Origin of the sequence: Nocardioides panacis (genome assembly GCF_019039255.1) — a bacterium.
Taxonomy (GTDB): domain Bacteria; phylum Actinomycetota; class Actinomycetes; order Propionibacteriales; family Nocardioidaceae; genus Nocardioides_B; species Nocardioides_B panacis.
Window position 1 is genome coordinate 2,350,248 of the sequence record NZ_CP077062.1, and the last position, 13,368, is coordinate 2,363,615.

12 protein-coding genes and 1 pseudogene are annotated in these 13,368 nt (G+C 72.5%); 2 read left to right on the forward strand and 11 right to left on the reverse strand.

From position 1 onward, the window contains the following. Positions 1–47: 47 nt before the first annotated feature. The 9 genes and pseudogenes from KRR39_RS11410 to trpC form a co-directional block, all read right to left on the reverse strand. Positions 48–1,526, reverse strand: coding sequence for a glutamate synthase subunit beta (locus tag KRR39_RS11410; protein WP_216942116.1), 1,479 nt, complete (start codon positions 1,524–1,526; stop codon positions 48–50). After that, positions 1,519–6,042, reverse strand: coding sequence for a glutamate synthase large subunit (gene gltB / locus KRR39_RS11415; RefSeq protein WP_216942117.1), 4,524 nt, complete (start codon positions 6,040–6,042; stop codon positions 1,519–1,521). Before gltB ends, KRR39_RS11410 begins: the two co-directional genes overlap by 8 nt. A gap of 190 nt (positions 6,043–6,232) precedes the next feature. Beyond that, a complete protein-coding gene (locus KRR39_RS11420; protein ID WP_216942118.1) occupies positions 6,233–6,967 on the reverse strand; it encodes a VIT1/CCC1 transporter family protein in 735 nt (244 codons plus the stop codon). A gap of 48 nt (positions 6,968–7,015) precedes the next feature. Further along, on the reverse strand, positions 7,016–7,714 hold the full coding sequence (locus KRR39_RS24735) for a prolipoprotein diacylglyceryl transferase family protein (RefSeq protein ID WP_367303739.1): 699 nt from the start codon (positions 7,712–7,714) through the stop codon (positions 7,016–7,018). A 61-nt stretch (positions 7,715–7,775) separates the two neighbouring features. Then, positions 7,776–8,024: pseudogene (locus tag KRR39_RS24740) on the reverse strand (prolipoprotein diacylglyceryl transferase family protein); the annotation flags it as partial. Beyond that, positions 8,021–8,674: an SCO family protein gene (locus KRR39_RS11430; protein ID WP_216942119.1), complete on the reverse strand. Its 654-nt coding sequence runs from the start codon at positions 8,672–8,674 to the stop codon at positions 8,021–8,023. The gene KRR39_RS11430 and the pseudogene KRR39_RS24740, both read right to left, overlap by 4 nt. Next, positions 8,667–9,464: a tryptophan synthase subunit alpha gene (gene trpA / locus KRR39_RS11435; protein ID WP_216942120.1), complete on the reverse strand. Its 798-nt coding sequence runs from the start codon at positions 9,462–9,464 to the stop codon at positions 8,667–8,669. Before trpA ends, KRR39_RS11430 begins: the two co-directional genes overlap by 8 nt. After that, positions 9,461–10,774, reverse strand: coding sequence for a tryptophan synthase subunit beta (trpB, locus tag KRR39_RS11440; protein ID WP_216942121.1), 1,314 nt, complete (start codon positions 10,772–10,774; stop codon positions 9,461–9,463). The genes trpA and trpB overlap by 4 nt, the downstream gene beginning before the upstream one ends. Before the next feature lie 35 nt (positions 10,775–10,809). Further along, complete coding sequence (trpC, locus tag KRR39_RS11445; protein ID WP_216942122.1) at positions 10,810–11,616, reverse strand: indole-3-glycerol phosphate synthase TrpC; 807 nt, start codon at positions 11,614–11,616, stop codon at positions 10,810–10,812. 141 nt (positions 11,617–11,757) lie between these two features. Between trpC and KRR39_RS11450 the strand changes: the two genes are divergently transcribed. Both KRR39_RS11450 and KRR39_RS11455 read left to right on the forward strand, forming a co-directional pair. Further along, complete coding sequence (locus KRR39_RS11450) at positions 11,758–12,285, forward strand: DUF4190 domain-containing protein (RefSeq protein WP_216942123.1); 528 nt, start codon at positions 11,758–11,760, stop codon at positions 12,283–12,285. Between the two features lie 90 nt (positions 12,286–12,375). After that, positions 12,376–12,720 (forward strand): DUF4190 domain-containing protein, encoded by a 345-nt coding sequence (locus KRR39_RS11455; protein ID WP_216942124.1) that lies wholly within the window; start codon positions 12,376–12,378, stop codon positions 12,718–12,720. Between the two features lie 4 nt (positions 12,721–12,724). Here KRR39_RS11455 and KRR39_RS11460 read toward each other — a convergent pair whose 3' ends face one another. Together KRR39_RS11460 and KRR39_RS11465 are read right to left on the reverse strand one after the other, a co-directional pair. Further along, positions 12,725–13,159, reverse strand: a complete 435-nt coding sequence (locus KRR39_RS11460; protein ID WP_216942125.1) for a DUF2752 domain-containing protein — start codon at positions 13,157–13,159, stop codon at positions 12,725–12,727. 1 nt (position 13,160) lies between these two features. Next, on the reverse strand, positions 13,161–13,367 hold the full coding sequence (locus KRR39_RS11465) for an HGxxPAAW family protein (protein WP_216942126.1): 207 nt from the start codon (positions 13,365–13,367) through the stop codon (positions 13,161–13,163). Between the last annotated feature and the right edge of the window lies 1 nt (position 13,368).

Here is a 13,368-nt window from a genome sequence, read left to right on the forward strand (position 1 = left end):
CGAGCCGCCACCTCGATCGTTCCAGGATGCGGTCGCCCGCGCCCCGCTCACACGACGAGCGGTCGCTCCGTCGGCTTGATCGGGGACGGCAGCGTCGTCGAGCCGGTGAGGTAGGTGTCCACCGCGGCAGCGGCCGCACGCCCCTCCGCGATGGCCCAGACGATCAGCGACTGACCGCGTCCGGCGTCCCCGGCGACGAACACGCCCGGCTGGCTGGACATGTAGGCCAGGTCGCGCACGATGTTGCCGCGGTCGTCGAGGTCGACACCCAGCTGGGCCACCACCCCGTCCTGCTCCGGGCCGGTGAAGCCCATCGCGAAGAGCACCAGCTCGGCCGGGATCTCCCGCTCGGAGCCCTCGACCTCGGCGAACCGGCCGTCCTTCATCTCCACGTCGACCAGGCGCAGCGCCCGCACGTGGCCGGACTCGTCGCCGAGGAACTCCTGGGTCGACACGGAGTACATCCGCTCGCCGCCCTCCTCGTGGGCCGAGGACACCCGGAACAGCATCGGGTACGTCGGCCAGGGCTGTCCCGCGGGACGGTCCTCGCCGGGCTGCGGCATGATCTCCAGCTGCGTGACGGACGCGGCCTGCTGGCGGTGCGACGTACCCAGGCAGTCCGCCCCGGTGTCGCCGCCGCCGATGATCACCACGTGCTTGCCGGTCGCGGTGATCTGGTCCGAGCCGTCGGGTGTCGGGGCCTGGCCGAGCGAGGCCCGGTTGGACTGCGGGAGGAACTCCATCGCCTGGTGGATGCCGCCGAGCTCGCGACCGGTGATCGGCAGGTCACGTGCCACCGTCGCGCCCATCGCCAGCACGACCGCGTCGAAGCGGTCGATCAGCTGGGGGCCCGTGACGTCGCCGCCGACGTCGACGCCCGAGCGGAACACCGTGCCCTCGCGGCGCATCTGGTCGATGCGCCGGTCGAGGTGCTTCTTCTCCATCTTGAACTCGGGGATGCCGTAGCGCAGCAGGCCGCCGGGCTTGTCCGCGCGCTCGTAGACCGCGACAGTGTGCCCGGCCCGGGTGAGCTGCTGGGCGGCCGCGAGGCCGGCCGGGCCGGAGCCGATGACCGCGACGGTCTTGCCCGAGAGCCATTCGGGGGGCTGGGGCCGGACCAGGCCGGTGTCCCAGGCGCGGTCGGCGATCGAGACCTCGACGTTCTTGATCGTCACCGGGTCCTGGTTGATGCCCAGCACACAGGCGGTCTCGCACGGCGCCGGGCACAGCCGACCGGTGAACTCCGGGAAGTTGTTCGTCGCGTGCAGCCGCTCGATCGCGCCCTCCCAGTCGTCGCGCCAGACCAGGTCGTTCCACTCCGGGATGATGTTGCCCAGCGGGCAGCCCTGGTGGCAGAACGGGATGCCGCAGTCCATGCAGCGCCCGGCCTGCTCGGTGATGATCGGCAGCAGGGCGCGGCCCGCCCCCTCGGGGTAGACCTCGTTCCAGTCGTGCAGCCGCTCGTCGACGGGCCGGCGGGACGCGACCTCGCGCCCGGTCTTGAGGAAACCGCGGGGGTCAGCCATGGAGCGCCTCCATCATCCGTGCCGCTGTCTCGTCGTCGGTGAGGCCCTCTGACTCGGCCTTCTCCTTGGCGGCGAGCACCAGCTTGTAGTCACGCGGCATCACCTCGGTGAACCGCTGTACGGCGTTCGTCCAGTCGTCGAGCAGCGCCTCGGCCACCGGGGACCCGGTCTCCTCGAGGTGCTGGCGCACGATGGCCTGCAGCTCGTCGGCGGCCTCCCCGGTGACGGGGGCCAGCTCGACGAGCTCGTGGTTGACGCGACGGTCGTCGAGGTCGAGCAGGAACGCGACGCCGCCGGACATGCCGGCCGCGAAGTTGCGTCCCGTCGGGCCGAGGACCACGACGCGGCCCCCGGTCATGTACTCGCAGCCGTGGTCGCCGACCCCCTCGACGACCGCGGTCGCCCCGGAGTTGCGGACGCAGAAGCGCTCGCCGACCTGGCCGCGCAGGAACATCTCGCCCGACGTCGCGCCGTAGGCGATGACGTTGCCGGCGATGATCTGCTCGGCCGCGTCGAAGGTGGCGGCGCGGTCCGGGCGGACCACGATCCGGCCGCCGGACAGGCCCTTGCCGACGTAGTCGTTGGCGTCGCCTTCCAGGCGCAGCGTCACGCCGTGCGGCAGGAACGCGCCGAACGACTGGCCCGCCGAGCCGGTGAAGGTGATGTCGATCGTGCCGTCGGGGAGACCCGCGGCGCGGTAGCGCTTGGTGACCTCGTGTCCCAGGATCGTGCCGACGGTGCGGTTGACGTTGCGGATCCGCACCTGGGCGCGGACCGGCTCGCCCCGCTCCAGGGCGTCCGCCGCGAGCGCGACCAGCTCGTTGTCGAGGGCCTTGTCGAGGCCGTGGTCCTGCTTGGTGGTGTTGTGCAGCGCGGCCCCCTCGGGCAGCTCGGGCACGTGCAGGATCGGGCGCAGGTCGAGGCCGGCGGCCTTCCAGTGGTGCACCGCGCTGGTCACGTCGAGCAGCTCGGCGTGCCCCACCGCCTCCTCCAGGGTGCGGAACCCGAGCTCGGCGAGCAGCTCGCGGACCTCCTCGGCGATGAACTCGAAGAAGTTCACGACGAACTCCGGCTGGCCGGCGAACCGCTCGCGCAGCAACGGGTTCTGCGTCGCCACGCCCACCGGGCAGGTGTCGAGGTGGCAGACCCGCATCATGATGCAGCCCGACACGACGAGCGGTGCGGTGGCGAAGCCGAACTCCTCGGCGCCGAGCAGCGCCGCGACCAGCACGTCGCGGCCGGTCTTCATCTGGCCGTCCGCCTGCACGACGATCCGGTCGCGCAGCCCGTTGAGCAGCAGGGTCTGCTGGGTCTCGGCGAGACCGAGCTCCCAGGGGCCGCCAGCGTGCTTGAGCGAGGTGAGCGGGGCCGCGCCGGTGCCGCCGTCGTGCCCGGAGATCAGCACGACGTCGGCGTGCGCCTTCGACACGCCCGCCGCGACCGTGCCCACCCCGACCTCGGCGACCAGCTTCACGTGCACCCGGGCGGACGGGTTCGCGTTCTTCAGGTCGTGGATCAGCTGGGCGAGGTCCTCGATGGAGTAGATGTCGTGGTGCGGCGGCGGCGAGATCAGCCCGACGCCGGGCGTGGAGTAACGGGTCTTGGCGACCCACGGGTAGACCTTGTGGCCGGGCAGCTGGCCGCCCTCGCCGGGCTTCGCGCCCTGCGCCATCTTGATCTGGATGTCGTCGGCGTTGGTGAGGTACTCCGAGGTCACCCCGAAGCGGCCGGACGCGACCTGCTTGATCGAGCTGCGGCGCTCGGGGTCGTAGAGCCGGTCGGCGTCCTCGCCGCCCTCGCCGGTGTTGGACTTGCCGCCGAGCCGGTTCATCGCGATCGCCAGGGTCTCGTGGGCCTCGCCGCTGATCGAGCCGTAGGACATCGCGCCGGTGGAGAACCGCTTGACGATCGCGGAGACCGGCTCGACCTCGTCGATCGGGACCGGCTCGCGCTCGCCGTCGCGGAACCTGAACAGGCCGCGCAGCGTCATCAGCCGCTCGGACTGCGCGTTCACGCGCTCGGTGTACTGCTTGAACACGTCGTAGCGGCCGGTCCGCGTCGAGTGCTGCAGCCGGAACACCGTCTCGGGGTCGAACAGGTGCGGCTCGCCCTCGCGGCGCCACTGGTACTCGCCGCCGATCTCCAGGCTGCGGTGCGCGGACGGCAGGCCGTCGACCGGGTAGGCCTTGCGGTGCCGGCGGGCGACCTCCTCGGCGATGGTGTCGATGCCGACCCCGCCGAGCTTGCTGGTGGTGCCGGTGAAGTAGCGGTCGACGAGCGGCTGGGCCAGGCCGACGGCCTCGAAGATCTGGGCCCCGGTGTACGACGCGACGGTCGAGACACCCATCTTGCTCATCACCTTGAGCACGCCCTTGCCGAGCGACTTCACCAGGTTCTTCACGGCCTGCTCGGGCTCGACGTCGACGTAGTAGCCGTCGCGGGCCAGGTCCTCGACGGTCTCCAGGGCGAGGTAGGGGTTCACCGCCGCGGCGCCGTACCCCATGAGCAGGGCGACGTGGTGCACCTCGCGGACGTCGCCGGCCTCGATGACCATGCCGATCTGGGTGCGGGTCTTCTCGCGCACCAGGTGGTGGTGCACGGCCCCGGTCAGCAGCAGCGACGGGATCGGCGCCAGCTCGGCGGTGGAGTGCCGGTCGGAGAGCACGATGATCCGCGCGCCGTCGGCGATCGCGGCCGACACCTCGGCGCAGATCTGGTCGAGCCGGTCGGCCAGCGCCTGGCCGCCGCCCTCGACGTCGTACAGGCCGCGGGACACGTGCGTGGCGTAGCCGGGCAGGTCGCCGTCGCGGTTGATGTGCCGGATCTTGGCGAGCTCGTCGTTGGTGACCACCGGGAACGGCAGCACCAGCTGCCGGCAGGACGCCGGTGTCGGCTCGAGGAGGTTCGCCTCGGGCCCGATGGTGCCGGACAGCGACGTCACGAGCTCCTCGCGGATCGCGTCCAGCGGCGGGTTCGTGACCTGCGCGAACAGCTGCGCGAAGTAGTCGAACAGCAGCCGCGGCCGGTCCGAGAGCGCGGCGATGGGGGTGTCGGTGCCCATCGAGCCGATCGGCTCCGCACCGGCCTTGGCCATCGGGGTCAGCAGGACCCGCTTCTCCTCCTCGGAGTAGCCGAAGATCTGCTGGCGGCGGGTGACCGAGGCGTGCGTGTGCACGATGTGCTCGCGGTCGGGGAGGTCCTCGAAGCGGACGATGCCGGCGTGCAGCCACTCGTCGTAGGGGTGCTCCGCGGCGAGCCCGCCCTTGATCTCCTCGTCCTCGATGATCCGGTGCTCGGCGGTGTCCACCAGGAACATCCGGCCCGGCTGGAGGCGGCCCTTGCGGACCACGGTCGCCGGGTCGATGTCGAGCACGCCGACCTCGGAGGCCAGGACGACCAGGCCGTCGTCGGTGACCCAGTAGCGCGAGGGGCGCAGGCCGTTGCGGTCCAGGACCGCGCCGATCTGGGTGCCGTCGGTGAACACCACGCAGGCGGGGCCGTCCCACGGCTCCATCATCGTGGAGTGGAACTCGTAGAACGCGCGGCGGGCGGCGTCCATCTCGGCGTGGTTCTCCCACGCCTCGGGGATCATCATCAGCACCGAGTGCGGCAGCGAGCGGCCGCCGAGGTGCAGCAGCTCGAGGACCTCGTCGAAGGACGCGGAGTCCGAGGCGCCGGGGGTGCAGATCGGGTAGAGCCGGTCCAGGTCGCCCGGGATCAGGTCGCTGGACAGCAGCGCCTCGCGGGCCCGCATCCAGTTGCGGTTGCCCATCACGGTGTTGATCTCGCCGTTGTGGGCGATGAACCGGAACGGGTGCGACAGCGGCCAGCTCGGGAACGTGTTGGTGGAGAACCGCGAGTGCACGACGGCGACCGCGGACGCGATGCGCTCGTCGACCAGGTCCGGGTAGAAGTGGTCGAGCTGGTCGGTGGTGAGCATGCCCTTGTAGGCGATGGTGCGCGAGGACAGCGACGGGAAGTACACGTCGGTCTCGTGCTCGGCGCGCTTGCGCAGGCAGAACGCCAGGCGCTCCAGGGCCATCCCGACGAGGCGGCCGCCGGCGGCGGCGACGAACAGCTGGCTGAAGGTCGGCATCACCGAGAGCGCGGTGGCCCCCAGCATCGAGGGGTCGACCGGGACGTCGCGCCAGCCGAGGACGGTGAGGCCCTCCTCGGCGGCGATCTCCTCGAGGCGGCGGCGGGTCTTGACGACCTCCTCCTCACCGCCCGGCAGGAACGCGGTGCCGACGGCGTACGCGTGCGGCTGCGGGAGCTCGAAGTCGACGACCGCACGGAAGAAGGCGTCCGGGAGGCCGAGCAGGATGCCCGCGCCGTCACCGGAGTCGGGCTCGGCGCCGGTCGCGCCGCGGTGCTCGAGGTTGCGGAGCGCGGTGATCGCCTTGGCGACGATGTCGTGGCTCGCCTCGCCGGTGAGGGTGGCGACGAACGCGACCCCGCAGGCGTCGTGCTCGTGGAGTCCGTCGTACAGCCCCTGGGGCGCCGGGAACGCGTGCATGGGCCATCCCTCCCGTCGTCGTGGCACCCGAAATGGTCCGCGGGGGAGGCGGTCCGGGCGCTTTCTCATGCAAGTGACGCAGGGGACGACATTGGCCCAAGCATCGAGAAGACTACAGCACGGTAACGTTCGGCAGCCCGGCCAGCGGGACGGGTGGCTCACACTCTGGACGGCGCCCCGGAGGGCCGGATCAGCCGATCCCGGCGCTCCCCACGAGGCTGCCGAACACGTACGTCAGGCCGGCCGCGGCGGCGCCCAGGACCATCTGCCGCGACCCGCCGTACCACCAGGACCTGCTGGTCACCTGGGTCACCACGGCGCCGCAGACGAACAGCGCGAGCAGCGTCACCAGCATCCCGGGGACCAGGGTGTCCGCGCCGAGCAGATAGGGCAGCACCGGGATCAGCGCGCCCACGGCGAACGAGAGGAACGACGACACCGCCGCGACCATCGGCGAGGCCAGGTCGTCGGGGTCGACGCCGAGCTCCTCGCGCGCGTGCACCGCCACCGCGTTGTCCACGTTCGCGTGGATCTGCCGGGAGACCTCCGCGGCGAGCACCGGGTCGATCCCCTTCGCGACGTACATCTCGGCCAGCTCGCCGGCCTCGCCCTCCGGGTTGGCGATGATCTCGCGGCGCTCCTTGTCGATCTCGCGCTGGGCGGCCTCGGACTGGCTGGCGACCGAGGTGTACTCCCCCGCCGCCATCGAGAACGCCCCCGCAGCCAGGCCGGCGAGCCCGGCGAGCACGACGGCGGCGGACCCGGTGTGGTCCCGGGTCCCGCCCGCGACCCCGGCGATCAGCGCCAGGTTGGAGACCAGGCCGTCCATCGCGCCGAACACCGCGGGACGCAGCCAGCCACCGGTGACGTCGGGGTGGTCGTGGGAGATCTCCGGAAGATCGGGAACGCGCGCGTCGGTGGTCATGGGCGCCAACCTAACCAAGCGGCGCCGGCATTTCACCGAAGGAAAGCCTCACCTGTCCTGGGGATCGTCCTCCGGCACCGGATGCTGGTCGGTGCCCCCTGGGTCACGTCTCGTCACCGTTGTCGGAGCACCCTCCACGGCGGCGGAGCTGGGTACGGCGGTCGCGTCGGCGTCGGACCCGGCGGCGGTGCCGTCGGTCCCGGCGGACGGGACGTAGCTGTCGCGGAACACCGACTCCTCGCGGCCGGGGTGCCGCCGGCCGACCACCACGAAGTACGTCGCGGCGAGCAGGAACACCACGATCGAGGTCCACACGTTCAGCCGCAGGCCGAACACGTCGTTGGCCTCGACGGCGTCGATCCGGAGGTACTCGATCCAGCCCCGGCCGGCGGTGTAGCCCATGACGTAGAGCGCGAACGCCCGGCCGTGGCCGAGCCGGAACCGGCGGTCGGCCCAGACGACCAGCGCCGCGACGCCGAGGTTCCAACCGAACTCGTAGAGGTAGGTGGGGTGGAACGTCTCGTACTTCTGGTACTGCGGCGCGAGCGACGCCCGGTGCGCCGGGTCGATCTCCAGCCCCCAGGGCAGCGTCGTGGGCTTGCCGAACAGCTCCTGGTTGAACCAGTTGCCCCAGCGGCCGATCGCCTGGGCGACCACGATCCCGGGGGCCAGCGCGTCGGCCATCGGCGGCAGCTTGATGCCGTAGCGCCGGCAGCCGATCCAGGCGCCGACGCCGCCGAGCGCGATCGCCCCCCCAGATGCCCAGGCCGCCCTGCCAGACGTAGAGCGCCTTGATCGGCTCCCCGCCCTCGCCGAAGTAGTTCCGCGGGTCGGTGATCACGTGGTAGAGCCGGCCGCCGACGAGGCCGAACGGCACCGCCCAGATGGCGATGTCGGAGACCTGGCCGCGCACGCCGCCGCGGGCCGCCCAGCGACGCTCGCCCATCCAGATCGCCACGACGACGCCGAGGATGATGCACAGCGCGTAGGCGCGGATCGGGATCGGGCCGAGGTGCCAGACGCCCTGGCCGGGACTGGGGATGAAGAGCGGGATCACAGGCCGGGCACCTTGTCGTCGAGGATCGTGGTGATGTCGTCGGCCAGCGTGGACGGGTCGGTGCCCTGGGTCCAGACGAAGGGGGCCCGGTGGTCCGGGAGCAGGCCGATGATCTGGGTGCCGTGCGCGACGTCGTAGCCGCCGGACGCGAGCTTCTTGCCCTTCGCGATCTCCACGTCGAACGCCGTGCCGAGCTCGACGATCTTCGCGAGGTCGCCGGTCAGCCCGTCGAAGGACGGGTCGAAGCGGTCCAGGTAGCTGCGCAGGGTGGCGACGTCGTCGCGGGCCGGGTCGGTGGTGACGAAGACCATCTGCACCTTGGCTCTCTGCGCGTCGTCGAGCCGGGTCAGCGAGGAGGCGATGTTGGCCATCACGACCTGGCAGATGTCCGGGCAGTGCGTGTAGCCGAAGAAGACCAGGGTCAGCGGCTTCGTGGCATCCGTCGCCAGGTCGTACGTCGCCCCGTCGGCGTCCTCGAGCGGCACCGAGGGCACCCGGTAGGGGGTGGGCAGCACGATGCCGTTGAGGCCGTCGTCGTCGTGGATGCTGACGTCCGCGACCGGTCCCTCGGCGCCCGGCGACTGCCCGCCGCAGCCGGCCAGCAGCAGCGCGAGCACGGCGGTCATCGAGGCGAGGGTGCGACTACGCACGCCGGACGCCCTCGGCGAGGTCGCGGGTGAGCTCGGCCAGCGAGGCGAGCCCGGCCGCCCGGTCCGGACCGGCGTCGAGCAGCCGGCGCACGAACGCCGACCCGACGATCACGCCGTCGGCGTAGCGGGCCACCTCGGCGGCCTGGTCGCCGCCGGAGACGCCGAGCCCGACGCACACCGGCAGGTCGGTGACCGCGCGGGTCCGCTCGACCAGCGGGGCCGCGAGGTCGCTGCTGGCGTCCCGGGCACCGGTCACCCCCATCACCGCGGTCGCGTAGACGAAGCCCCGGCACGCCTGCGCGGTCTGCCGCAGCCGCACGTCGGTGGAGGACGGCGCGACCAGGAAGATCTTGTCGAGCCCGGTGGCGTCCGCGGCGACGACCCACTCGTCGGCCTCGTCGGGCACCAGGTCGGGGGTGATCAGTCCGGCGCCGCCGGCGCTGGCCAGGTCGCGCGCGAACCGGTCGACGCCGTAGCGCACGACGGGGTTCCAGTAGGTCATCACCACGGTGGGCACGCCCGTCTGCGCGACGGCCTCGACGGCGCGGAGCACGTCGCTGGTGCGGGTGCCGGCCTCGAGCGCCTGCTGGGCGGCCGCCTGGATGGTCGGGCCGTCCATCACCGGGTCGCTGTAGGGCAGCCCCACCTCGATCACGTCGCAGCCGGCCTCGACCATCACCCGCATGGCCTGCACGGAGCCGTCGAGGTCGGGGAAGCCGGCGGGCAGGTAGCCGACCAGCGCGCTGCGGCCCTCCGCCTTCGCCGCGGCGAAGGCCTTCTGGGTGCTCATGCCTGCGGCTCCTGCGGCGCGTTGTTGCCCGACCCCTCGCCGGGGACGCCCGCGGGCAGCCCGGCCTTGTCGTCGGGGCGGGTCTCCCCCAGGCCGAACCACTCGATCGCGGTGCCCATGTCCTTGTCGCCGCGGCCCGACAGGTTCACCAGGATCGTCGACCCCGGCTGCTCCTGGGCGAGCTGCATCGCCCCGGCGATCGCGTGTGCCGACTCGATCGCGGGGATGATGCCCTCGGTGCGCGAGAGCAGCGCGAAGGCGTCCATCGCCTGGGTGTCGGTCACCGGCCGGTACGTCGCCCGCCCGGTCTCCGCGAGGTAGGCGTGCTGCGGGCCGACCCCGGGGTAGTCCAGGCCTGCGGAGATCGAGTGCGACTCCTTGGTCTGGCCGTCCTCGTCCTGCAGGACGAAGGTGCGCGCACCGTGCAGCACCCCGAACTCGCCCGCGTAGATCGTCGCGGCGTGCCGCATCGTGTCGACGCCGTCGCCGGCGGCCTCGCAGCCGACCAGCTGGACCCCGGGGTCGTCGACGAACCCGGCGAACAGCCCGATGGCGTTGGAGCCGCCTCCGACGCACGCGACGGCGGAGTCGGGCAGCGCGCCGGTGAGCTCGAGGCACTGGGCGCGCGCCTCGTCGCCGATGCCGCGGCAGAAGTCGCGCACCATCGACGGGAACGGGTGCGGCCCGGCCGCCGTACCGAAGAGGTAGGCGGTGTGGTCGACGGTGGCGACCCAGTCGCGGATCGCCTCGTTGATGGCGTCCTTGAGCGTGCGCGAGCCGGACTTCACCGAGACCACCTCGGCGCCGAGCAGGTGCATCCGGGCGACGTTGAGGGCCTGCCGCTCGGTGTCGACCTCGCCCATGTAGACCACGCAGTCCAGCCCGAGGTACGCCGCGGCGGTGGCCGAGGCGACGCCGTGCTGGCCGGCCCCGGTCTCGGCGATCACCCGGGTCTTGCCCATCCGCTTGGTGAGCAGGGCCTGACCGAGCACGTTGCGGATCTTGTGCGCGCCGGTGTGGTTGAGGTCCTCGCGCTTGAGCAGGATCCGGGCGCCCGCGAGCTCGGAGAGCTTGGTGGCGTCGTACAGCAGGCTCGGCACCCCGGCGTACTCGCGCAGCAGCCGCTCGAACTCACCGGTGAACACCGGGTCCGCCATCGCCTCGTGCCAGGCGACGGTCAGCTCGTCGAGGGCGGCCATCAACGCCTCGGGCATCATCCGGCCGCCGAAGCGACCGAAGCGTCCCTCGGACTCCCCCTCGGGTCCGCCGGTCGATCCGTCGGCGGGGCCGGTGGCTACTGGTGCAGACATGCGGTGCGTGCTCCTGTGGGTGCTCGTCGCGCGAGCTAGTCGCGCTGCTTCAGGGCGGGGTGCGCGCCGGCGGCCACCAGGTCGGCGACCGCGGAGCGGGGGTCGTCCCCCTTGACCAGGGTCTCGCCGACCAGGACGACGTTCGCGCCCTGCTTGGCGTACTCGAAGACGTCGTGCGCGCCACGGACGCCGGACTCGGCCACCCGCACCACGTCGTCGGGGATCCGGGGGGCCAGCCGGGCGAAGGTGTCCCGGTCGACCTCGAGGGTCTTCAGGTTGCGGGCGTTCACGCCGATCAGGGTCGCGCCGGCGGCCAGCGCCCGCTCGACCTCCTCCTCGTCGTGCACCTCGACCAGCGGGGTCAGGCCGATGGAGACCGCCCGGTCGAGCAGCGCCTCGAGCTCGTTCTGGGTGAGCGCCGCGACGATCAGCAGGGCCAGGTCGGCGCCCGCGGCGCGGGCCTCCCACAGCTGGTAGGAGGTGACCATGAAGTCCTTGCGGAGCACCGGGATGCCGACCGCGGCCCGGACCGCCTCGAGGTCGGCCAGGCTGCCGCCGAAGCGGCGACGCTCGGTCAGCACGCTGATCGTGGCCGCGCCGCCGGACTCGTAGTTCGCCGCCAGCCGCGCGGGGTCCGTGATCGTGGCGAGCGCGCCCTTGCTCGGGCTGGACCGCTTGACCTCCGCGATCACGCTGACGCCGGGGGCCCGGAAGGCCGGCATCGGGTCGAGGGCGTCCGGGGCGTGGCGCGCCGCCTCCTTGAGGTCCGCGAGCGGGACCGCCGCCTCCCGCTCGGAGAGGTCGGAGCGGACACCCTCGATGATCTCGTCGAGGACGCTCATGGACACCCCTCCCTGCTGATGACGCTGCTGACGAACCTGTCGTTGACGTTGCCGATGGCCCGGCGCTCTGACCAGGTCCCTAGACTCTCACGAGACCCGGACCCACCCCGAACCGCGCCCACCGCGCACGGAGACACCCCGATGAGCTACCCGCCCGGAACGCCCGATCCCACCGATCCCGACGGCAGTCGCGGCGCCGGTGACCCGTGGGCCACCCCGTCCGGCGACCAGCCCACGCAGCCGACCCCGCAGCCGCCGTACGGCGCCCCGCAGCAGCCCTACGGCTACGGCCAGCCGGACTACGGCCAGCAGCCCTACGGCTACCCCCCGCAGCCGGGCTACGGGCAGCAGCCGCCCTACGGCTACCCCGCCCCGCAGCGCACGAACGGCAAGGCCACCGCGGCGCTGTGGACCGGGATCGCCTCGCTGGTGCTGGCGTTCTGCTGCGGCCTCGGCATCACCGGCATCCTGCCCATCGTGCTCGGCGTGAAGGCCCGCGGCGAGATCCGCGCGACCGGCGGGCAGCAGGAGGGCGACGGCATGGCGCTGGCCGGGATCATCACCGGAGCCGTCGCGGTGGTGCTCAGCCTGGTCGTCATCGCGGTCATCGTGCTCGCCTTGGTCAGCGGCGACGCCAACTTCGACGGGACCACCCAGACCCGCGTCTGAGCGTCTTCCTTCCCGCGGGCACCGGAACCGATAGCGTCTGCCGCCACGACCGGTCGCCCGACCGGTCGCGTTCTCACGTGGGGAGACACCATGAGCTACTCGGCACCTCCGCCGCCCGGTCAGAGCGGCCCGCCCGGCTACGGCGACCAGTACGGCGGCGGCTACGTGCAGCCGGGCAACAACCCGAAGGCCGTCTGGGCGCTGGTCACCGGCCTCCTCGGCCTGCTGTGCTGCGGCCCGGTCGGGATCGCCGGGATCGTGCTGGGCAACTCCGCCAAGCGCGAGATCGACGCGGCCGGCGGCGCGCAGACCGGCCGCGGCATGGCGCAGGCCGGCGTCGTCCTGGGGATCATCGCCGTGGTGTGGACGGTGATCGCGCTGGTGCTGTTCGTCACCGGGGTGCTCAGCCTGCCCTCGAGCAGCACCTCCCCGTAGCCCGTCAGGGCGCGAGCCACGCCCCGGCGGGTGTGTTGCGGACCACCGCGAACGCGAGCGCCACGACGAGTAGCGACACCGCGAGGACCACGTGCCGGCGTGCGGCACCCTGCCGCACCCGGCCGTGCCAGCGGTCCAGCGTCGTCCGCGCCCAGGCGAGCACCAGGAACGGGATCGCCGCCACGAGGAGCAGGTTGCTCGAGGCCGCGGCCGCGACGTCGCCGCGCGTGAGGTCGTTGACCGCGCGCAGGCCGCCGCACCCGGGGCAGTAGGTGCCTGTGAGCAGCAGCCAGGGGCAGTAGCCCCACGCCCCGCTCCGGTGCGGGTCGCGCAGGTGCAGCAGCACGCTCGCGCCGAGCACGCCCCCGGCCAGCAGCAGCGGCCCGCTGACCCGCTGCCGGCGGCTGCGCGGGACCTGCGGCGGGAGCGTGGTGGTCACGTCAGTGACGCGAGGCGGGCACCTGCTCGGCGCCCAGACCCATCCGCTGCATGACCTTGCCGACGACCGGGCCGAGCACGCCGATCACGACGCCGACCCAGAACATCGGCCAGTTGCCGATGACGAGGCCGAGACCCCCGACGACGAAGCCGACCAGGATGACCAGCACCCCGGTCCAGGCGGCGGGGGTGTTGCCGTGGTGAGCCATC